General features: G+C 64.7%; 19 protein-coding genes. 15 read left to right on the top strand and 4 right to left on the bottom strand.

Annotation, left to right across the window (positions count from 1 at the left end; genetic code table 11):
• Both AW06_RS16295 and AW06_RS16290 read left to right on the top strand, forming a co-directional pair.
• On the top strand, nt 1-1,550 hold a 1,550-nt coding region (locus tag AW06_RS16295; RefSeq protein ID WP_337958802.1), incomplete at its 5' end, for a type ISP restriction/modification enzyme.
• Nucleotides 1,547-2,371 (top strand): DUF3800 domain-containing protein, encoded by an 825-nt coding sequence (locus AW06_RS16290; RefSeq protein WP_273704806.1) that lies wholly within the window; start codon nt 1,547-1,549, stop codon nt 2,369-2,371. The genes AW06_RS16295 and AW06_RS16290, both read left to right, overlap by 4 nt.
• A 433-nt stretch (nt 2,372-2,804) precedes the next feature.
• Here the strand turns inward: AW06_RS16290 and AW06_RS16285 are convergent, their stop codons facing one another.
• Together AW06_RS16285 and epmB are read right to left on the bottom strand one after the other, a co-directional pair.
• Entirely contained in the window at nt 2,805-3,653 is an 849-nt protein-coding gene (locus AW06_RS16285) for a DNA ligase (protein WP_034952132.1), read from the bottom strand.
• Between the two features lie 44 nt (nt 3,654-3,697).
• Nucleotides 3,698-4,726, bottom strand: a complete 1,029-nt coding sequence (gene epmB, locus AW06_RS16280; RefSeq protein WP_034952130.1) for an EF-P beta-lysylation protein EpmB — start codon at nt 4,724-4,726, stop codon at nt 3,698-3,700.
• 40 nt (nt 4,727-4,766) lie between these two features.
• On the opposite strand from epmB, the gene efp reads away from it, so the two are divergent.
• The 4 genes from efp to AW06_RS16260 all read left to right on the top strand — a co-directional run bounded on the left by efp (nt 4,767) and on the right by AW06_RS16260 (nt 7,966).
• Complete coding sequence (efp, locus tag AW06_RS16275; protein ID WP_034952129.1) at nt 4,767-5,336, top strand: elongation factor P; 570 nt, start codon at nt 4,767-4,769, stop codon at nt 5,334-5,336.
• Between the two features lie 20 nt (nt 5,337-5,356).
• Entirely contained in the window at nt 5,357-6,355 is a 999-nt protein-coding gene (epmA, locus tag AW06_RS16270; protein ID WP_273704805.1) for an EF-P lysine aminoacylase EpmA, read from the top strand.
• 118 nt (nt 6,356-6,473) lie between these two features.
• Nucleotides 6,474-6,767, top strand: coding sequence for an antibiotic biosynthesis monooxygenase (locus tag AW06_RS16265; RefSeq protein WP_034952128.1), 294 nt, complete (start codon nt 6,474-6,476; stop codon nt 6,765-6,767).
• The gene (locus AW06_RS16260) at nt 6,764-7,966 is read left to right on the top strand and encodes an iron-containing alcohol dehydrogenase (RefSeq protein ID WP_034952126.1); all 1,203 of its coding nucleotides are present in this window, start codon (nt 6,764-6,766) and stop codon (nt 7,964-7,966) included. The genes AW06_RS16265 and AW06_RS16260 overlap by 4 nt, the downstream gene beginning before the upstream one ends.
• 34 nt (nt 7,967-8,000) lie before the next feature.
• Here AW06_RS16260 and AW06_RS16255 read toward each other — a convergent pair whose 3' ends face one another.
• Nucleotides 8,001-8,579, bottom strand: a complete 579-nt coding sequence (locus AW06_RS16255) for a peroxidase-related enzyme (protein ID WP_034952125.1) — start codon at nt 8,577-8,579, stop codon at nt 8,001-8,003.
• 105 nt (nt 8,580-8,684) lie between these two features.
• Here AW06_RS16255 and AW06_RS16250 point away from each other — a divergent pair, with 105 nt between their 5' ends.
• The 9 genes from AW06_RS16250 (at nt 8,685) to cas6 (ending at nt 19,607) form a co-directional block, all read left to right on the top strand.
• On the top strand, nt 8,685-9,563 hold the full coding sequence (locus AW06_RS16250) for a dienelactone hydrolase family protein (protein ID WP_034952122.1): 879 nt from the start codon (nt 8,685-8,687) through the stop codon (nt 9,561-9,563).
• A gap of 242 nt (nt 9,564-9,805) precedes the next feature.
• A complete protein-coding gene (csm6, locus tag AW06_RS16245) occupies nt 9,806-10,990 on the top strand; it encodes a CRISPR-associated ring nuclease Csm6 (protein WP_273704804.1) in 1,185 nt (394 codons plus the stop codon).
• Nucleotides 10,987-12,159: a TIGR02221 family CRISPR-associated protein gene (csx2, locus tag AW06_RS16240; protein ID WP_273704803.1), complete on the top strand. Its 1,173-nt coding sequence runs from the start codon at nt 10,987-10,989 to the stop codon at nt 12,157-12,159. Before csm6 ends, csx2 begins: the two co-directional genes overlap by 4 nt.
• Before the next feature lie 18 nt (nt 12,160-12,177).
• The gene (gene cas10 / locus AW06_RS16235; RefSeq protein WP_034952118.1) at nt 12,178-14,829 is read left to right on the top strand and encodes a type III-A CRISPR-associated protein Cas10/Csm1; all 2,652 of its coding nucleotides are present in this window, start codon (nt 12,178-12,180) and stop codon (nt 14,827-14,829) included.
• Nucleotides 14,830-14,909: 80 nt separating this feature from the next.
• On the top strand, nt 14,910-15,281 hold the full coding sequence (gene csm2 / locus AW06_RS16230; RefSeq protein ID WP_034952114.1) for a type III-A CRISPR-associated protein Csm2: 372 nt from the start codon (nt 14,910-14,912) through the stop codon (nt 15,279-15,281).
• Nucleotides 15,282-15,301: 20 nt separating this feature from the next.
• On the top strand, nt 15,302-16,012 hold the full coding sequence (gene csm3 / locus AW06_RS16225; protein ID WP_034952113.1) for a type III-A CRISPR-associated RAMP protein Csm3: 711 nt from the start codon (nt 15,302-15,304) through the stop codon (nt 16,010-16,012).
• Between the two features lie 3 nt (nt 16,013-16,015).
• A complete protein-coding gene (locus tag AW06_RS16220) occupies nt 16,016-16,969 on the top strand; it encodes a hypothetical protein (protein ID WP_034952111.1) in 954 nt (317 codons plus the stop codon).
• Nucleotides 16,966-18,582, top strand: a complete 1,617-nt coding sequence (csm5, locus tag AW06_RS16215) for a type III-A CRISPR-associated RAMP protein Csm5 (RefSeq protein ID WP_034952109.1) — start codon at nt 16,966-16,968, stop codon at nt 18,580-18,582. Before AW06_RS16220 ends, csm5 begins: the two co-directional genes overlap by 4 nt.
• Nucleotides 18,579-19,607 carry a CRISPR system precrRNA processing endoribonuclease RAMP protein Cas6 gene (cas6, locus tag AW06_RS16210; protein WP_273704802.1) on the top strand — a complete coding sequence of 343 codons (1,029 nt, stop codon included), beginning with the start codon at nt 18,579-18,581 and terminating at the stop codon, nt 19,605-19,607. Before csm5 ends, cas6 begins: the two co-directional genes overlap by 4 nt.
• A gap of 63 nt (nt 19,608-19,670) precedes the next feature.
• Here the strand turns inward: cas6 and AW06_RS21015 are convergent.
• A partial coding sequence (locus tag AW06_RS21015; RefSeq protein WP_273704801.1) for a DUF6399 domain-containing protein occupies nt 19,671-19,874 on the bottom strand: 204 nt, incomplete at its 5' end.

The raw sequence follows: 19,874 nt of genomic DNA, 5'->3' as shown, positions 1-19,874 counted from the left end.
ATATTTGCTTGCGTCCTAAGTTCTTCAGACTATCACAGCATATCCTGTCGACAAGCGGTCGACCCACCATTCTGGGGATGATAACAAATAACACGCATCTGGATGGAATTACTCAAAGAAGAATGCGGCAGGAGTTGCTCAGACAATTCCCGGTGATGAGAATTGTGAATCTCCATGGAAACTTGCGCGAGGGCGAAGTCTGTCCGGACGGGTCCCCCGACGAGAATGTCTTTGATATTCTTCAAGGGGTTGGAATAAGCGTTGCCGTGTCGCCCCTCAGTGGCGCAGATGCACCCGCTGATGTTCGCTACTGCGATCTTTGGGGGCTACGGCAAAAGAAGTACGAAGAGCTTCTCTCGGGCGCCAAGCCTCGCTGGGATTCAGTCGTGCCGTCGGCCCCGCGCTTTCTCTTGGTTCCAAGCGTCGACGAGCTCGAGGAAGAGTATGAACTGGGTCTCCCGGTGCCAGGTATCTTTGCCGCTGGCGTCACCGGCGTTCAAACAAAGCGTGATGAGCTCGTGTTCGCAGCGACAGTCGCCGAATTGCGAACTAGATTTCAATCGTTTAGGGATGGAAGCGTTGGGATGAACGAGATTCGGGAGCTCTACGGAGTTAGAGACATCCCGGAGTGGAAGCTCAGTAGGGCAATTGTCGCGCTTAAGCGTGATCCTGATTGGGTAGATTCCATTTCAAGATGCCTTTATCGCCCCTTCGACGTTAAGTCACTCTTCTATAGCGGTGACTTCCTCGCGAGGGATCGAAGGGAAATCTTGCGGCATATGCTTAGACCAAATCTTGCTCTGGTAATAACGCGACAAAGCAATCCATCAGCGCCATGGTCTGAGCTTTTCGTCGCGGATGGCCTAGTTGAGAAGCGCGCATTGGCATCGTACTCAGGTGAGGCTCGCGCATATCCTCTTTTCTTGGCTGACGATTCTGATCAGGCCGGATGTTCTGTTGTAAATGTCTCGGAAGCTGCGGTGCAACTATTTCGCTCGCGACTTAACTGGCATGTCGATGGGGAGGCGGATGCGAGAAGGATGTTTGACTATGTCTACGGAGTAGGGCACTCACCAACCTTCAGATCTAGGTTCAACGCATTGATAAAGCGCGACTATCTTCGAATCCCGATTACTTCGAGTTCCGATTTGGCAGCGACGTTGGCACACCTTGGACACCAGCTCATTGCTTTGCACTTGCTAAAGTCGACCAAGGTAGCCCACCCCAACACAGCGTTTATTGGCAGCCGCCATCCCGAGGTCGAGAAGATCTCCTGGTCGCGCAACACCGTGTGGCTAGACAAGGCCCAGACCACCGGCTTCCAAGGCGTCCCCGAAGACGTGTGGAACTTCCACATCGGCGGTTACCAAGTCTGCGAAAAGTGGCTCAAGGACCGCAAGGGCCGAACGCTGAGCCAAGATGACATCGCCCACTACCAGAAGATCGTTGTCGCGCTGTCGGAGACCATCCGCCTGATGGCCGAGATCGACCGCGTGATCGACGCGCATGGGGGTTGGCCCGGAGCCTTCCAGGCCACCGCCACGGCATGAACCCGCCGGACCCGCCCAGCACGCTGCACTTCTTTGTCGACGAGGCCGGCGATCCGACGCTGTTCGACGCCAAGGGCCGCATCTTGGTCGGGCAGGAGGGCTGCTCGAAGACCTTCATCCTCGGCAAGCTGGATGTCGAGGACCCGGCCGCGCTGCACGCCGCATTGGCGCAATTGCGCGCCGACCTCCTGGCTGACCCGTACTTCAAGCGCGTACCGTCGATGCAGGCCGAGCGGGGCAAGACGGCACGCGCCTTTCACGCCAAGGACGATGTGCCCGAAGTGCGGCGCGAGGTGTTCAGGGTGCTGATGCGTTTCGACCTGCGTTTCTATGGTGTGGTGCGCCACAAGGCGGCGCTGCTCGACTACGTGCGCCAGCGCAACGACCGCGAGGCCGGCTATCGCTACCGCGGCGACGAGCTGTACGACACGCTGGTCGAGGAACTGTTCCGCCGCTACCACCCGCTGACCGACCGGCTGGAGATCTGCTTTGCAACCCGTGGCAACAAGTCGCGCACCCATGCCTTTCGCTCGGCCATCGAGAAGGCCGAGACCCGCTTTGAGAGCCAGTACGGCATTCGTCGCTCGGCCGCGGTGGCCATCGTCGCCAGCACGCCGCCGCAGAAGGCCGGGCTGCAGGCGGTGGACTACTTCTTGTGGGCTCTGCAGCGTCATTACGAACGCGGCGAGTCGCGCTACATCGAACTGGTCTGGGACAAGGTGGTCGAGATCGAGGACCTGGACCACATCGAGGGCCGCCGCAAGGGCGTGTTATACAACAAGAGACGCCCCCTGATCGTAGGCCAGGAAGTGTCGGAATGAGGAGTGGGAGGTATAGGATCCGCCAGCCGAGGCCGGCGGCTCACACGGCATGAAGCCGAGTTTCGCCCCCGCACGAGGCGGATTCTAGCAGCTTTTTGCCGAGGAAGTTGGCCGCCCCCGCTGGCGTGCCGACAGAAGCCACGGCGTGGCTCGTCTCGTCGATCAGTCTGCCTACGATACATGCCTATAAATGAGCTAAGTAATTGACATTATTAGAGCGGCGGCGGCGATGGGGTGAAAGATCCGTAACGGTGTTCAAGGGGCATTTCGGAGCCGGAGCGCTGACCCTGAAGTGTGCTCGACTCCATCATCGAAGCGACCGAGCGGCAATCGCCGTTTGTCCGGCGTCAATCTCCAGAAGCCGCGCATGCGCTCGGTCGCTCGGTCGCCGAAGCCATCCTGCATCTCGCTCCCAATCCCGACGGGTTCACGGTTATAGATCGTCGCGCGGACGATGGTAACTGGCGAATCTGGGCAGCCCACGAGCGGTCAGTTCGCGATAACGGAAGGTAATCAAGGTGCCGACCGGGGGCGGCTGGCGACGGTCTGCGTCGCTGAGACCCGTCCCGAGCATGAACTCGACCCCGCCAGCGGTCCGTACACGCAGGGCGCCCAGCATTCCGGCATACTTGCCGCGGCCGGGCTGATGGCCGATCACCGTCGCCTCGGCATCGTGCCACGCTTTCAGCTTGAGCAGGACATCGCTGCGCCCGGTGACGTACGCGGCATCCGCACGGTGCAGCATCAGTCCCTCGCCACCGGCCCGGACAATCTGTTCGAGCTTCTTGTCAAGCGCCTCGCGAGAGCCGAACTCCCATTGTTCCACTGCCTGCAACCAGGGCAGCGCCAGTCTGGCGGTCAGCTCGCGCAGGGCCAGCGCCCGTTGGCGAAAGGTGCCGGGCGACTGCGGCAATTCGAAAACCAGATAGCGCACCTGCTGCCACTGCGAGTCATCCGGCGTTTGCCGACGGACGATGCCGGAGAGCCGCTCGAACTCGCCGCGGCCCATCCATAACTCTCCGTCGAGCGGCTGCGCCGGAAATCGGGCGACAAACCAGGACGGCACCTGGATCCTATGGCCGTTGCGCGTGCGCAGCGCCTGCCCGTCCCAGAAAGCGCGCACACCGTCGAGCTTCTCGCTGACCAGGTAGAGCGCGACATCGGCCTGACCTTGCTCGGTTTCAGCCAGCAACAGCGGCAGAGTCTCCGCTGCCGGCAAGGGCAGTGCGGTGCCAAGCAGAGCAGCCCAGGCCAATGACTGAACGATCGGATGAGCACGCATGGCTTGATCCTCCTGTAAGAACGTCCCGACGAAAAATCGCGCCCTCAAGGCGCGACCGAACCCACCGGAATCTTCGACGCCGCGTACGCGACCTCGCGCACGAAGCGCGGCACGAGGTAGCCCGGCAAACGCGCGAGCAAGGCTTCGTGCAGGGCACGCACGCTTTGCTCGGCGACCTCGAAATGCGCGGCACCTTGCACGTGATCGAGCAGATGCAGGTAATAAGGCAGGACGCCGATGGCGAACAGGCGCTCCGACAGATCCGCGAGCACCTCCACGTCGTCATTGATGCCCGCCAGCAGCACGGTCTGGTTGAGCAGCGCGATCCCGGCATGGCGCAAGGGTTTGAGTGCGGCGGCCACCGAGTCATCGAGTTCCTGCGCATGATTGACATGCAGCACCAGGCTCACCTGCAGGCGGGTATCGGTCAGCAGGCTGAGCAGCGCGGGGGTGATGCGTTGTGGGATCACCACCGGCAGGCGGCTGTGAATGCGCAGACGGCTGACCTGCGGGATCGCCTCGATCTGGCCGACCATCCACTGCAAATGGCGATCCGCCACCGCCAGCGGATCGCCACCCGACAGGATCACTTCGCTGATCGAGGCATCGCGGCGGATGTAGTCGAAGGCCTGCGACCAGTCCGCCCGCGACGCCTGTCTTGCCGCATAGGGAAAGTGGCGGCGGAAACAATAGCGGCAATGGATGCCGCAATGTCCGGTCACGATCAGCAGCACGCGTCCATGGAACTTGTGGATCAGCCCCGGAACCTTGTTGGCTTCGGCCTCCGCCAGTGGGTCGCAGCCAAAGCCGGGTTGCGGTGTGCTTTCGGCGAGCAGCGGCAGCACCTGCCTGAGCAGTGGATCGTCGGGCGTCGCTGGCCGCATGCGCGCGACGAAAGCGCGCGGTACCCGCAGGGAGAAGGCCTGACGACGGTCGATGGCCAGCGCCTGCGGAGAAAGGCCGAGCAGCTTCAACAACTCGTCGCCATCGCGGATCACCGTCCGCAGCGCCCCTTGCCAGGTCTCGGCCTGTGCATCCTCGCCCTGCCATTTGGCGAGGCTTCGCGCTATCATGGCGCCCTTCATATTTATCGACGATCTCACGAGGGATGCAATGGCGAGCTATTCTACCAACGAATTTAAATCGGGTTTGAAGGTCATGCTGGACGGTGACCCCTGCATGATCCTCGAAAACGAATTCGTCAAACCCGGCAAGGGTCAGGCCTTCAACCGTGTCAAACTGCGCAATCTGAAAACCAACCGCGTCTCGGAAAAGACTTTCAAATCCGGCGATTCGCTGGAAAGCGCCGACGTCTTTGACTGCGAAATGCAATACCTCTACAACGACGGCGATTTCCACCATTTCATGGAACCGGAAAACTTCGAGCAGCATCAGGCCAGCAACAGCACCGTCGGTGACGCCGCACTCTGGCTCAAGGAACAGGACCTGTGCACCGTGACGCTGTACAACGGCACCCCGCTGGCCGTCACCCCGCTCAACTTCGTCGAACTGGAAGTCGTCGAAACCGAGCCCGGTGTCCGTGGCGACACCGCCACCGGCGGCACCAAACCGGCGCGTTTGTCCACCGGTGCGACGGTCAAGGTGCCGCTGTTCGTCAACCAGGGCGAAATCATCCGATGCGATACGCGCTCGGGTGAATATGTGTCGCGCGTGAAGGCGTAAACAGCCCTCCACTGACGCCGATGTCAACCGAGGACTGGCGACCCGGCGCCCCCCTCGAAAACCTGCGCCGTCGCGCGCAGATCCTGGCGCGGATTCGAGCCTACTTTGCGGCAGCGCAGGTCCTCGAAGTGGAAACACCGCAACTCTGCCCGACCACGGTGACCGATCCGCACCTGCACAGCATGCAGCTGCCTGGCCACGGTTATCTGCAGACCTCGCCCGAATACGCGATGAAGCGCCTGCTGGCTGCGGGCAGTGGCTCGATCTACCAGATCGCCCGCGTGTTCCGCGCCGATGAAATGGGGCGCCGGCATCACCCCGAGTTCACGATGCTCGAGTGGTATCGCGTCGGCTTCACCCCAGATCAGCTCATCGACGATGTTGCCGCCGTTGCCTGCCTCGCGCTTGGTGAAACGCGCTGCGTGCGCCACCGCTATCGCGACCTGTTCCGCACCCGGCTCGGCCTCGACCCCCTGAGTTGCAGCATCGATCAGCTGCGTGCCGTCGCGAGACGACATATCGACCTGGCCTTCGACGAGGCCGACCGCGACACCTGGCTTGAATTGTTGATGAGCCAGGTCATCGAACCGACCCTCGGCATCGACACGCTGAGTTTTGTGGTTGACTATCCGCCCTCGCAGGCCGCCCTCGCCCGCCTGCGTCTGGACGACGAAGGCCAGGTCGTGGCATCGCGTTTCGAGCTTTATCACCGCGGGGTCGAACTGGCCAACGGCTATCACGAGCTGCTCGACGCCGACGAACAGCGCGCACGCTTTGCCGCCGACCTGCGCGAACGCGAGGCGCTGGGCCTGCCAGCCATCCCCATCGACGAGTCACTCCTGGCGGCGCTGGCATCCGGCCTGCCCGATTGCAGCGGCGTCGCGCTCGGACTTGACCGCCTGATCATGCTCGCCGTCGGCGGCGACTCGCTGCGGGAAGTGATCGCGTTTTCGCCCGCCTCGCCCGTCCGGTCGACACGGACGCAGCCGGAACGGACCCGTCCCGAAAATCAGGGATGACCACGGCCGAACCAGGCCGTGCCCGATGTGATGGTCATGGCGGCTATCCCTCCCGCTGACGCATTCGACGCTCCGAGCGTACGGTACAATGAGCCCGGTTCATATTCGGGAGGCTACCATGCAGGTCACACTCGTCCATGTGCGCGTCCGGCCAGAGTCGGTCGACGCCTTCATTGCCGCCACGCGCGCCAACCACGAAGCCTCGGTCTGCGAAGCGGGCAACCGGCGCTTCGATGTCCTGCAGGCGCCCGACGATCCGGCGCGCTTCATCCTCTACGAGGCCTATGCCTCGGCCGCCGACGCAGCCGCGCACAAGGAAACGGCGCATTATCTCGCCTGGCGAACGGCAGTCGCCGACATGATGGCCGAACCACGGCGGGGTGAGCCGATGAACGGGCTGTTTCCCGCATGAGCGACGCCTTCCCGGCTCTCCCGGCGATCCCGGGCTTCGCGATCGCCCGCCTGCCACGCATCGAATTCGGCAGCGGCGCCCTGGCCCGCTTGCCGGACATCGCCGCCGGCTACGGCCACAATCTTCTGCTCGTCACCGGCCTGCGCTCCCTGGATGAATCCGGCGCGGGCGAAAGGCTGTTCGCGCAACTTGCGCAGCGCGGGCTGTCCTGCGAACAGGTGCGGGTATCCGGCGAACCGTCGCCGGAGTGGATCGACGCAACCGTCGCCGCCTGGCGGAAAAGACCCTTCGACTGCGTTGTCGGTATCGGCGGCGGCAGCGCGCTCGATGCGGCGAAAGCGATCGCCGGACTGCTGCTGCCCGGCAATTCGGTGATGGAGCATCTCGAAGGGGTCGGCCCGGAACGACCCTACCAGGGACCGGCGATTCCCTTGATCGCCGTGCCGAGCACCGCCGGTACCGGCTCGGAGGCCACGAAAAATGCCGTGTTGAGCGTGCCCGGCCGTTTCAAGAAATCCTTCCGCGACGACCGGCTGGTCGCCGAATGGGCGATCGTCGATCCGGATCTGCTGGCCACCTGCCCGCCGGAACTGATCGCTGCCGACGGCCTCGACGCCTTCACGCAGCTCCTCGAATCCTTTGTGTCGACACGCGCCAACCCGCTGACCGATGCGCTGGCCCGCTCGGGAATCATGGCCGCACGCGCGGCGCTGCCCGCGCTGCATCGGCAGCAGTCCGCCGCGGCGCGCGCGCAAATGGCTTACGCCTCGCTGCTCTCGGGGATCTGCCTGGCACAGACCGGGCTCGGTTCGGTACATGGCCTGGCCTCCCCGCTCGGCGCCTTCTTCCCGATTCCGCACGGAGTCGTCTGCGGCACGCTGGTGGCCAGCGCGACCGCCGGCAACATTGCCGCCCTGGAAGCCCGCGCACCGGACCACCCGGCGCTGCCGAAGTATGCCGAGGTCGGCCGTCGCTTCGCGATGCAGAAGGGTCTCAACGGCCCCGACGCCCGCTGCTTTCTGGTCGACACGCTGCGCCGCTGGGAGCAGGAACTGGCGCTGCCCCGCCTGTCGGCCTACGGCATCGGCCAAGCCGATCTGCCGCGCATCGTCGCCGCCAGCCGCGGCTCGAGCATGAAGACCAATCCGATCGAGCTCAGCGATGCCGAGCTGACCGGGATTCTCGCCACGCGGCTCTGAGAGCCCCCGGCGGGCGGCGCAGCGCCTGGGTGGTCTAGGATTTCGGCAGACGGCCGAGCAGGAAGAATTCGTCGTTCGGCCGCATCGAACTCAGATTCGCCAGCCGGTTCGACATCGCGAAAAATGCGGCGATCGCGCCGATGTCCCAGATGTCGTCATCCGAGAAGCCCTGCTCGCGCAGCACGGCAAAATCGGCTTCGCCGATCTCGGCTGAACGCAGCGCGGTCTTCATCGCAAAATCAAGCATCGCGCGCTGCCGCGCCGTCAGGTCCGACTTGCGGTAGTTGACCGCGACCTGGTCGGCGATCAGCGGATTCCTGGCGCGCAGGCGCAGGATCGCACCGTGCGCGACGACGCAATACTGACATTGGTTGGCGCCGCTGGTGGCGACGACGATCATTTCGCGCTCGGCCTTGCTCAGACCGCTCGGCTTCTCCATCAGCGCATCATGGTAGGCGAAGAAGGCCCGGAACTCGTCGGGGCGGTGCGCCAGGGTGAGGAAGACATTGGGGATGAAACCGGATTTTTCCTGCACCTCGAGGATGCGTTGACGCATGTCCTCCGGCAGTTGATCGAGTTCGGGAACGGGGAAACGACTGATCGGCGGGTTCATGGCTCGGTAACAAGCTCCTGGTGAATGGATCATTGTCTGTCTGGTCCGAGGGCTCCAGATCGTGGCATGATACACAAAATCCACATCGATCAGAGGAGAAAAGCCATGCGTGACTACAGCGATTTCGACAGTCTGCTTCCTGCCGTTCCCTTCAACCGCCGGCAGTTCATGGTCAGCGCCATCGGTGCCGGTTTCGCACTGGCGGTACAGCCGGTCGTTGCACAGACGGTGATCACGACCGACAGCGTCGGCCTCAGCGCCGGCGAGATCAAGGTGACGACCGGCGATGGCGAAATGCCGGCGTATCGCGCACAGCCCGCGAGCGGCGGCAACTGGCCGATCATCCTGGTGGTGCAGGAGATTTTCGGCGTCCATGAGTACATCAAGGACGTCTGCCGCCGCCTGGCGAAGCTCGGCTACCTCGCCCTCGCCCCCGAACTCTACGCACGCCAGGGCGACCCGCGCCAGTACAGCAACATCGAGGAATTGCTCGGCAAGGTGGTCAGCAAGGTGCCCGATGCGCAGGTGCTGGCCGACCTCGACGCCTGCGTGGCCTGGGCCGTGGCGCATGGCGGCAATGCTGCCCGCCTCGGCATCACCGGTTTCTGCTGGGGCGGCCGCATCACCTGGCTGTACGCGGCGCACAATCCGCGGCTCAAGGCCGGTGTCGCCTGGTATGGCCGGATCGTCGGCGTGCCCAGCGAACTCAACCCGCGGCACCCGCTCGACATCGCCGGCAAGCTGTACGCGCCGGTGCTGGGGCTCTATGGCGGACTCGACCAGGGCATCCCGCTCGACAGCGTCGAGAAGATGCGCAAGGCCCTTGCCGAATCGGCCGATCCGGCCAGCAAGGCCTCGACGATCCATGTCTATGACCAGGCGCCGCACGCTTTCCACGCCGATTACCGGCCGAGTTACCGCAAGACCGAGGCCGACGACGGCTGGCGTCGCCTGCAGGCCTGGTTCAGGCAGCACGGCGTATGAACCACCCATCAAAGCCTGGCCATTCAAGAGCCACATTGGCTTCTTGACCACCTGCAGCAGGCCGCCCGAGGCGGGCCCCTGCTGCGGCATTCGCGCTATCGCTGGCCACGGCCAGTCCTGTTCGATCGCCACGAACCGGCCAGCCCCCAGCCTGGCCACCGCAAGCCGCAAGCTTGCCATCCGTCCTTGCCGGAGAAAAACAGGGACAATCACCGTCTGTCCCTACCCGCTCAGACAAGACGATGCCCAACGCCCGAGAAAACCCCCACGAATATCCTCGCCGCATCCTGATCGCCGTCACCGGCCTGTCGCCGCAGATCGTTACCGAGACCCTTTACGCCCTGGCCGTTGCGCCCACAGCGAGTCCGTTCATTCCCACCGAAATCCATCTGATCAGCACGCGCAGCGGCGCCGAAAAAGCCCGCCTGGCGTTGCTCTCGGAGGAACCGGGCTGGTTCCACCGTCTCAGCCGCGACTACGCGCTGCCGCCGATCCATTTCAGCGCCGACACCATCCACGTCCTCGAGGACGTCAACGGCAAGCCGCTCGAAGACATCCGTTCGCCGGAAGACAACCGCCGCGCCGCCGACGGCATCACCGGCATCATCCGCGAGTTCACCGCCGACCCGGATTGCGCGCTCCATGTCTCGATCGCCGGCGGCCGCAAGACGATGGGCTTCTTCCTCGGCTATGCGCTGTCGCTCTACGGCCGCCCGCAGGACAAGCTGTCGCATGTCCTGGTTTCCGAGCCCTTCGAGGCCAGCATCGGCTTCTACTACCCGACGCCGGCCAGCCACGTTCTCGAAATGCCCGGCGGCCGACTCGTCGATAGCGCACAAGCGCAGATCACGCTCGCCGAACTGCCCTTCGTCAGCCTGCGTCACGGCCTTCCCGAAGCGCTGCTCACCGGTCGCGCGAGCTACAACGAAACCGTCGAAGCGGCGCGCCACGCTCTGGCGCCGGCAGAACTGCAGATCGACCTCGAAGCGCGCCGCGTGCGTGCTGCCGGCAAGATCTTCGCGCTGCCGCCGGCCGAACTCGCGTTGCTCAGCGTCTTCGCCCGGCGCGCGCTGCGCGGCGAAGCGCCGTTGCCGGCGCCGGCCAAGGAACTTGCCGATGCCGACTGGAAGAAGCGCTATCTCGTCGAACTGCGCTGGATCGCCGGGCCAATGAAGGATCTCGACGAAACCGAGCGTGCCCTGCGCAAAGGCATGGATGGCGAGTATTTCTCGGCGCACCTCTCGAAGCTCAAGAAGATTCTCAGGCGCGAACTCGGCCCGGCGGCCGAGCCCTACCTGATCAGCGACGGCGGCAGCCGGCCGCGCCGCTACAGCCTCGGCCTGCGGCCGGCGGCGGTGAGTTACGACACCTTCCAGGCGCCACAGCAGATCGGTGCCACCATCAGCAACATTCTTCCCGGAGCATGACCATCATCACTCTCATCAGCTTTCTCGGCAAGGGCAAAGCAGACCCGCAGACCGGCTACCGCACCGCGACCTACCGCTTCGACGCCGGCTTCTCCCGCCGTGTCGCTTTCTTCGGCATGGCCCTGACCGAATACCTGAAGCCCGATCGCCTCGTTCTCGTCGGCACCGCCGGCAGCATGTGGGATGTCTTCTTCCCACCCGGAGGCGACGACGATGCCACGCTGCAGCTGATGGCCGCCGTCGAGGCCGGCGAGGTCACGCGTGACATGCTCGAACTGCCACGCCGGAAACTCGAGCAGCAGCTCGGCATACCCGTCGATTGTCTGCTCATCCCCTACGCCCGCGACGCCGCCGAGCAGGCCGAGATCCTCCACCTGCTCGCCAGTATCGTGCAGCCCGGAGAGAGCCTTTTCCTCGACGTCACACACGGTTTTCGTCACCTGCCGATGCTCGCACTGGTGGCTGCGCGCTACCTTTCCCGCGTCGTCGGCGTCAAGGTCGAGCAACTCTATTACGGTGCCCTCGAAATGACGACGCCCGATGGCGAGACGCCGGTGCTCACGCTCGGCGGCCTGCTGCAGATGCTCGACTGGGTCGACGCGCTCGCCACTTACGAGAAGGACGGAGACTATGGCGTTTTCGCACCGCTGCTCGCGGCAGACGGGATGGATGAAGGGCAAACCCGCCTGCTGACACGTGCTGCCTACTTCGAGAGAACGAGCAATCCCGTGCGTGCGCGCGAAACGCTGAACAGTGCCTTTTCTGCGGTCGAAGCCCATGTCGGGGCGCTCGGCAGCCTGTTCAGGGACACGCTGACGAAACGCATCAGCTGGTTTCGCCGCGGCAAGCGCGACGACTGGGAACTGTCGCTCGCCGACGCCTACCGCGAACGCGGCGATTACCTGCGCGCCGCCACCTTCATGTACGAAGCTTTCGTCACGCGTGCTTGCAACCAGTGCAGTGACGACCCCACCGACTTCGAACTGCGCAAGAAAAATTACGCCAGTGCGCGCGCGCAGCAACCCGAGGTCGCCAAGCTGGAATACCTGCGCAATTCTCTCGCGCATGGCGTCCGACCGCGTGCCGAGCAGGAAGCCCGTACCCTCGACGACGAAGGCCGCCTGCACACCACGCTCAAGGCGCTGCGCAACAAACTCTTCAAGCCGTAACCCGGAGACAATAACCCCATGAACCTCCTCGAACCGTCTACCCGCGTCGCGCTGGCCGCCTTCATGCACGACGTCGGCAAACTCGCCGAACGCGCCGGAATCGAGCATCACGGCCGGCTCGACGCCCACAAGACGCTGTACTGCCCCTGGCACCAGGAAGGCAGCAACCCACGTGCCGGCTGGCACAGCCACATCCACGCCGCGTATACCGGCCTGGCCTGGGATGCTCTCGAAGAAACCGGTCACTTCCCCGACCTGCGCCGCGACTGTCGGCCTTTTTCGACGGCGGCCGAGGGCAACGCCACCGACTCGGCGGTCAACGCCGCCAGCGCGCACCACCGGCCGGACACTTTCCTGCAATGGATCGTGGCTACCGCGGATCGCGTCGCTTCCGGCTTCGAACGCGACGAGTTCGACGTCAAGTACAACCACAGCAAGGAGCGCGAGAACCATTATCGTGCCCGCCTGCTGACGCTCTTCGAACAGATCGGCCAGGCCAGCATCGAGGAAGGCAAGCTCGAATGGCGCTACCCGCTGCAAGCGCTTTCGCCGGCCAGCATCTTCCCGCAAGCCACCGCCGCGTGCACACCGCACGACAACGCCAGTGCCCGCGCCGAGTACCTCGCCTTGTGGGAAGCGCTGCTCAGCGGCATCCGGAAAATCCCGAAGGCGCATCTGGGTTTGCTACCGCTTTGGCTGGACCATTTCGACAGTCTGTGGCTGACCATGACGCACGCCATCCCGTCGGCCACCGCTTTCGGCGTCAAGCCCGAGGTCTCGCTCTACGATCACAGCAAGGCCACCGCCGCCCTGGCCACGGCACTCTGGCGCTGGCATCACGAGCAGGGAAGCGAGGACGCGCGCGCCGTTCGCGAGGGCTGGAGCGAAGCAAAGATCCTGCTCGTCCTGGGCGACTTCTTCGGCATCCAGGACTTCATCTTCGCCGAAGGCGGCGCAACGCAGAAGCACGCGCACAAACTGCTGCGCGGCCGCTCGTTCCAGGTCTCGCTGCTCGCCGAATGCGCAGCCCTCAAGCTGCTCGAAGCACTGCAATTGCCGTCAACGTCGCAGATCATCAACGCCGCCGGCAAGTTCCTGATCGTCGCCCCGAACACCGCCGACGCGCATGCCGCCATTGCGCGCTGCCGCCGGGAACTCAACGACTGGTGCCTGAAGCACACCTACGGCGAGATCGGCGTCGGCCTCGCCAGCACGCCGGCCTCATGCAACGACTTTACCGCTGACCGCTTCGGTGAACTCACCAAACGCCTGTTCGCCGCGCTCGACACCGCCAAGCATCAGCGTTTTGACCTCTGCGCCGCCGACGCGACCAGCACCTTCGACGATTTTCTCGACCGCTTCGACAACACGCTCGGTGTCTGCGAGATCAACGGCCGCCACCCGGCCGACCCCGTGTCTTCGGCGAATCGCGGCTATGCGCTATCGCTGCTCGCCGACGACCAGATCCGCATCGGCGAAAAACTGACCCGGCAAGCCCGCCTGCTCGTCGCCCGCGTGGCCGAATCGCTACCGGTGCTCGGCCTCGACTATCTCGGCCTCGACTATTTCGGCTACCGTCTGGCGATCGTCCCCAGCGCCGAGGAATCCGGCAAGTACGGCGAACTGGCCCGCAACGGTACGCTGCTGCGCGTCTGGGACTTCGACGCCGCCGAAGCCGACGGCACGCTCTGGCGTGGCTACGCGCGGCGCTTCGTCAATAGCTACGTGCCGCGCTTCGACGCCGGCGACGCGCAGACCGCCGGCAAATACGGCCGCTGGGAAGTCGAGGCGGAGCCGCAAAGCGCGGCGATCAAGACGCTGAACCTGATCGCCTGCGAAGACCGCCAGGCAACCGGCGGCGACCGCTGGCAAGGCGAAATCGCGCTGGTGACGATCAAGGGCGACATCGACAATCTCGGCGAGATCTTCCAGAAAGGCCTTGAAAAACCGACCTTCGCCAAGATGGCCTCGCTGTCGCGCCAGGTCAATGCCTTCTTCGCACTCTGGCTACCGTGGTTCTGCGAACACGGTCGTGACGAATACGGTATCGCCCGCTACCGCAACACCTATACCGTCTTCGCCGGCGGCGACGACTTCTTTCTGATCGGCCCCTGGGATTCGACGCTCGCACTGGCCACAACGCTACGCGAGAGATTTGCGGCCTACGTCGCCAACCCACAGATCACCTTCTCGGCGGGTCTCTCGATGAATCCCCCGAAAACTCCGATCCGCCAGCTCGCTCGCAACGCCGAAGAGGCCCTGGCAGCAGCCAAAAACCGTCCTGGCAAGAACGCCGTCACGCTCTGGCAGCGCAGCGTCTCGTGGACCGAGTGGCAAACCCTGATGGAACAGCGCCGGACCGCGCTCGAAGCGCTCATGGCACGCGCCGGCGGCCACGGCGCAAGCTTTTCCAGCGGCCTCATCTACGCCCTGCTGCAGCTCTCCGACCGTGCCGAAAGCACCCTCCCGAAAGACGCCATCTGGCGCTCGCAGCTCCATTACCGGCTGGCGCGCTTCTTCCGCGACCGTGTCAAGGGCGATGAAACCGCGCGCAATCGACGCGAGCAGTTGCTGGCCGACGCCATTCGCGAAATCGGCGGCGTGCTCGGCACCTACAAGGGAGCTTACCGCCTGCCGCTATCGGTCCTGCTCTACCGTCAGCGCGAGTGATCGAAGAACGCACATCGCAAGCTTGTCGTAACAGATTCTGTCGCCCACTTGCCGCACAATGACCCCAAGGAGAACCCACGATGCCCATCAATCTGGCTGCCATTCCACCCGACGCCGAACTGTTCAACAAGGAAGCGGAGAACGTCGCCACCCGACTCGATCAGGCCGCCCGCCATCTCAACAAGCCGACACAGATTCGCCGCTTCTACGACGAACTCGTCGGCTGGCAGGAACGCATCAACGGCGACGACGAGAAATTCCGCCAGTACGAGGCCTTCATCCGCATGCTCAACGCCAAGGTGGCCTACGCCAAAGGGCGCCAACTGGTTGATGAACAATTCGTCTCGTGGTTCCGTGACTGCCTCAAGACCACCACCAACGCCAAGGCACTCGACCACTTCCGCCTCCACTTCGAAGCCGTCCTCGGTTTCCTCAAGGCGCTACGCGCCTGACCCCCAGGGAGAAAAACACAATGCAACTCACCCGGATCAAGCAGCTCACCGCCACACTGACCCTCAAGACCGGCCTGCACATCGGCGCTGGCGATACCGAAATGCGTATCGGCGGCACCGACAACCCGGTCGTCAAGAATCCGCTCGACGGCCAGCCGTACATCCCCGGATCATCGCTCAAAGGCAAGATCCGCTCGCTGCTCGAATGGCAGCTCGGCCTGGTCAGCATCAGCAACGGCCATCCCTTCTCGTTCCAGCACCTCGCCACACACGACAACCGGGAAGCACGCGATCTGCTGCGCCTGTTCGGCGGCGCGCCTGGCGGCGAGGTCGACCGACTGGTCAATGAAATCGGACCGACCCGCATCGCCTTCTGGGACTGCCTGCTCAATGCCGAGTGGCTGGCCAAGGCCCGCGCGCGCAACCTGCTCAGCACCGAGGCCAAGAGCGAAAATTCGATCAACCGCATCGCCGGCGTCGCTGAAAACCCGCGCTTCACCGAGCGCGTCATCGCCGGTGCCGAGTTCGATTTCCGGCTGACGCTGAAGGTCATCGACGACGAGGATCTGCTGCCGCTGCTGCTGCGCGGCCTGAAGCTGCTCACCGCCGACAGTCTCGGCGGTTCCGGTTCGCGCGGTTACGGCAAGGTGGCCCTGAGCGGGCTGGCACTCGACGGAACCCAGATCCAGACCGCTTTCGACGCCCTCCCCCTTTTCCCGACGGGCGCCTGAAGCATGCCGCATGCCCTCCATCGCGCCACGCTGGCGCTACACACCCCGCTCGGCACACCGCTCGCCGGCGACACGCTGTTCGGCCAGCTCTGCTGGGCGCTGCGCGAAGCGGCCGGCGAGGCCGAACTACGCCGCCGCCTCCAAGGCTATACCGAGGGAAGTCCCTGGCTGGTGGTCTCTGATGGCTTCCCGGCGGGCTACCTGCCGCGACCGACGCTGCCGCAGCATTTCTCCCCAACCGTGGATGATCCGGCACAGCGCAAGGCCGCCAAACGGCAGCGCTGGCTGGCCGCCGCGCGCAGCGGCGAGCGTCTGGCCGTCCAGCTCGCCAACGCCGTCGATGACACCACGGCCTACGGTCAGGCGCCGCAGCGCAGCATGCAGGCGCACAACACGCTCAACCGCCTCACCGGCGGCACCGGAGAAGGCGCTTTTGCCCCCTACAGCGTGCCGCAGACCTGCCACAGCGCCGGACAGCGCATCGATCTCTACCTGGTGCTCGATAGCGAACGCCTCACGGCGGCAGAGGCGGCAAGCCTGCTCTTGGCGATCGGCAGCAGCGGCTTCGGCCGCGACGCCAGCGTCGGCCTCGGCAAGTTCACGCTGGAAGGCATCGCACCCACGGCCTTTGCTGCCCCGGCTGGCGCCAACGCCTACTGGACGCTCGCCCCGTGCGCGCCGCAGGGCCAGGGTTTCGTCGGCACGTCAAGCTACTGGCGCGTGCTCACCCGCTTCGGCCGCCACGGCAACACCCTGGCGGTCGCCGGCCGGCCGTTCAAGACGCCGGTGCTGCTCGCCGCCAGCGGCGCCGTACTGGTCCCGGCCAGCGGCTTTGCCGCCCGTCCCTTCATCGGCCAGGGTCTCGGTGGCGCCGGCAGACTCTCCAAGGCCGAAGCCGCCACCGTGCAACAGGGCTATGCCCCCGTTGCTCCCCTCGCTCTGGAGTCCGCACCGTGACCACGCTGGCCCTCTCGACCCTCTCGCCGGTTCACATCGGCTGCGGCGAAGTCTATGAGCCGAGCGGCTTCGTCATTCACGAGGACCTGCTGCACGTCCTCGACCCGGCCGACCTTGCCGAATCGCTGAGCGACAGCGAGCGCAAGCGCCTCGCCGCGATGGCCGACCAACGCGACCCGATCGGCGCCATCCAGCGTTTCTTTCGCGATGGCGCCGCGCGCTTTGCCGAACTCGCCACGCAGCAGGTGGCCGTCGCCGGGGAGCTCGCTCGCGAATACGCCACAAAGGCCGGCCGGCCGACGCAGCGCGACCCCGGCGGCGAAGCCACCTACAACAGCTTTCAGTTCGCCCGTACCGCCTTCCGGCCTTTCGACGGCACCCCGTATCTGCCCGGCAGCTCGCTCAAGGGCAGCATCCGCACCGCCTGGCTGCACCATCTGAACGCCGATTCACCACTCACTCCGGCCGAGGAGAAGGACAAAAAAGGCGCCGCGCGCAGCCTCGAACAGCGTCTGCTCGGCTACACCGCCGGCAAGTTCGAAAACGACCCTTTCCGACACCTGGCGCTCGCCGACGCGCACCCCGAGGAAGACAGCACGCCGCCACCGACGCGCGTGCTCTACGCGATCAGCAAGAAGAAGCGCCCGCCACGCGACGACGAACGGCCATCGCCGGAACTCAAGGTGTTCCTCGAAACGATCCCGGAAGCGCTACCGGCGTCCTTCCTCGGCGAGCTGCGCTTCGGCCCCGGCGCGACGATTCGCTGGGAAGCCCTCTGCGACGCCTGCAACGGCTTCTACCGCCCGCAGCTCGAAGCCGAACTGCAGCACCCGGTGCTCGGCGCGCTGCTCGACCGTGACTGGGCGCGGTTGATCTCCCGCCTTCTCGGCGAAGAACTTGGCGAACTGATCCAGGCACGGCAGGGTTTCCTGCTGCGCGTCGGCCACCATTCGGGCGCCGAATCGGTGACCCTCGGCGGCCTGCGCAGCATCAAGATCCTCGGCCCGCGAGTCAACGGCAGGCAAACTTTCGACTTTCGCCCCAATACCACCGAAAAGCGCTACGCCAGCCTCACCCGAGCCGGCGACAGCGGGCTGCTGCCTTTCGGCTGGATCTGGGTCGACGCCTGCGACGACCGTCACCGCCACCTCTCGGACGCCGTGCAACAGCAACTCGGGGCGCGCAGCAGACTCCTGCGCGAAGCACATCAGGATCGCCTGCTTCGCCTCCGGGAAGAACAGGCGCAGCGCGCCGAAGCCGCGGCCAACCTCGCCCGCGAGAAGCAGGCCAGAGCCGCGGCCGAGTGTGCCGAAGCCGCGGCCGAGCAGGAAAGGCAGCGCGGTCTTGCCTCGATGACCGCAAACCAGCGCCGTATCGAGGCGTTCAAGAGCGACTTCGCCGCCCGCGCCGAGCAGTTGCGCGGCAAACTGGTAAACGCCAATGGCGAGGACCACGCCAAGGCGAAGGCGCTCGCCGGCGACGCCGCCGCCTGGCCGCAGGCCGAGCGACAGGCCGCCGCCGACGCCATCGAGCATTGGCTGCCAAAGGTCGTCAGGGTCGACCTCAAGGATGAGCGCAAGAAGCTCAAGCTCTCGGTGCTGCGTGCCTCATGAACGCCGCCAACACTTTCCCGGTCGCCCGCTACCGCTTCGAGTTTAAGGTGCGGCAGACCATCCGCCTGCCTGACTACGCCGGATCGATGTTGCGCGGCGCCTTCGGCCACGCCCTGCGCCAGCTTGCCTGCATGACCCGGCAGAAGGAGTGTGCCGGCTGTCCGCTGCTCGCCACCTGCCCGTATCCGGCGATCTTCGCCCCGCCCCCTCCCCCGGCGCATCGCCTGCAGAAGTTCTCACAGATTCCCGCCCCCTACATCATCGAGCCGTCGGACTGGGGAAGTCGAGTGCTGGCGGCGGGCGAGACCCTGATTTTTCATCAGGTGCTGATCGGGCGGGCGTTGCAGGAACTGCCGCTAATCCTCCTCACCTGGCGGCGCGCCCTCGCACGCGGCATCGGTGCGGGTGACGGAACGGCGGATCTCGTCCGCATCGTCCATTGCAGTGAGCACGGCGATCAGGAAATTCATCGCCCCGAAGTCGGCACGATTGCGACGCATGACCAGGGGATTGCGCTGGTCGGCGAATCCGACGATTCGCGGACGAGCACGGCCACACTCCGGTTTGAAACCCCCCTGCGCCTACAGCAGAACGGCCGTGCCCTGCCACCGGACAGACTACAGGCACGAACACTGCTGATGGCGCTGGCGCGGCGCGCCAACCTGCTTGCCGAGTTTTATTCACCGAGTGCTCTGGTCGATGACTTCGCGACGCTCCGCGCTGCCTGTACCGGCATCCGTGAGGAGAAGAACCTCCGTTGGCTCGACTGGACCCGCTATTCGTCGCGACAGCAGCAGAAGATGAGCCTCGGCGGGGTAGTCGGAACCTGGCGGCTCGAAGGTCCGCTCGCGCCTTTCGCCCCGTTGCTGCAACTCGGAGAATGGCTGCATGTCGGCAAGGAAACCGTGTTCGGACTGGGGCGATACACGCTCACCGACGGCCTGCCGGGAGACATCTCGACAGGTCCATTGAAAACTTGCGAACACCCCTGCCAACTCGTTGAAAAACAAGCTACAATCACCTAGGCGCAGTCAGTAACCAGCCCTGAAATCAAAGGGATTGAGACTCCGGCATTATGGCGGCCTTGATCATCGTTCCGGCCACCCCCTACGCCCCAGCGGCATCAGATAGGGCGGTTTGGGCGGTCGAGGTCGTCGTCGCGCGGGTCGTGGGGGCAACGGCATGCGCTGGAGCGCCTGCGTGAACAACGTTTCGTGGGCACGGCCAAAAAAGCGCTCGGCGGCGGTCGTGCCGTCGGCGCGACGGATGTGGTAGTTGTGCACGGCGGTGAG

The sequence above is a fragment of the Candidatus Accumulibacter cognatus genome (genome assembly GCF_000584975.1).
In the GTDB taxonomy this organism is placed as follows: Bacteria; Pseudomonadota; Gammaproteobacteria; order Burkholderiales; family Rhodocyclaceae; genus Accumulibacter; species Accumulibacter cognatus.
Note: the sequence above shows the minus strand (reverse complement) of the source record. Positions and strands in the feature narration are given on the sequence as shown.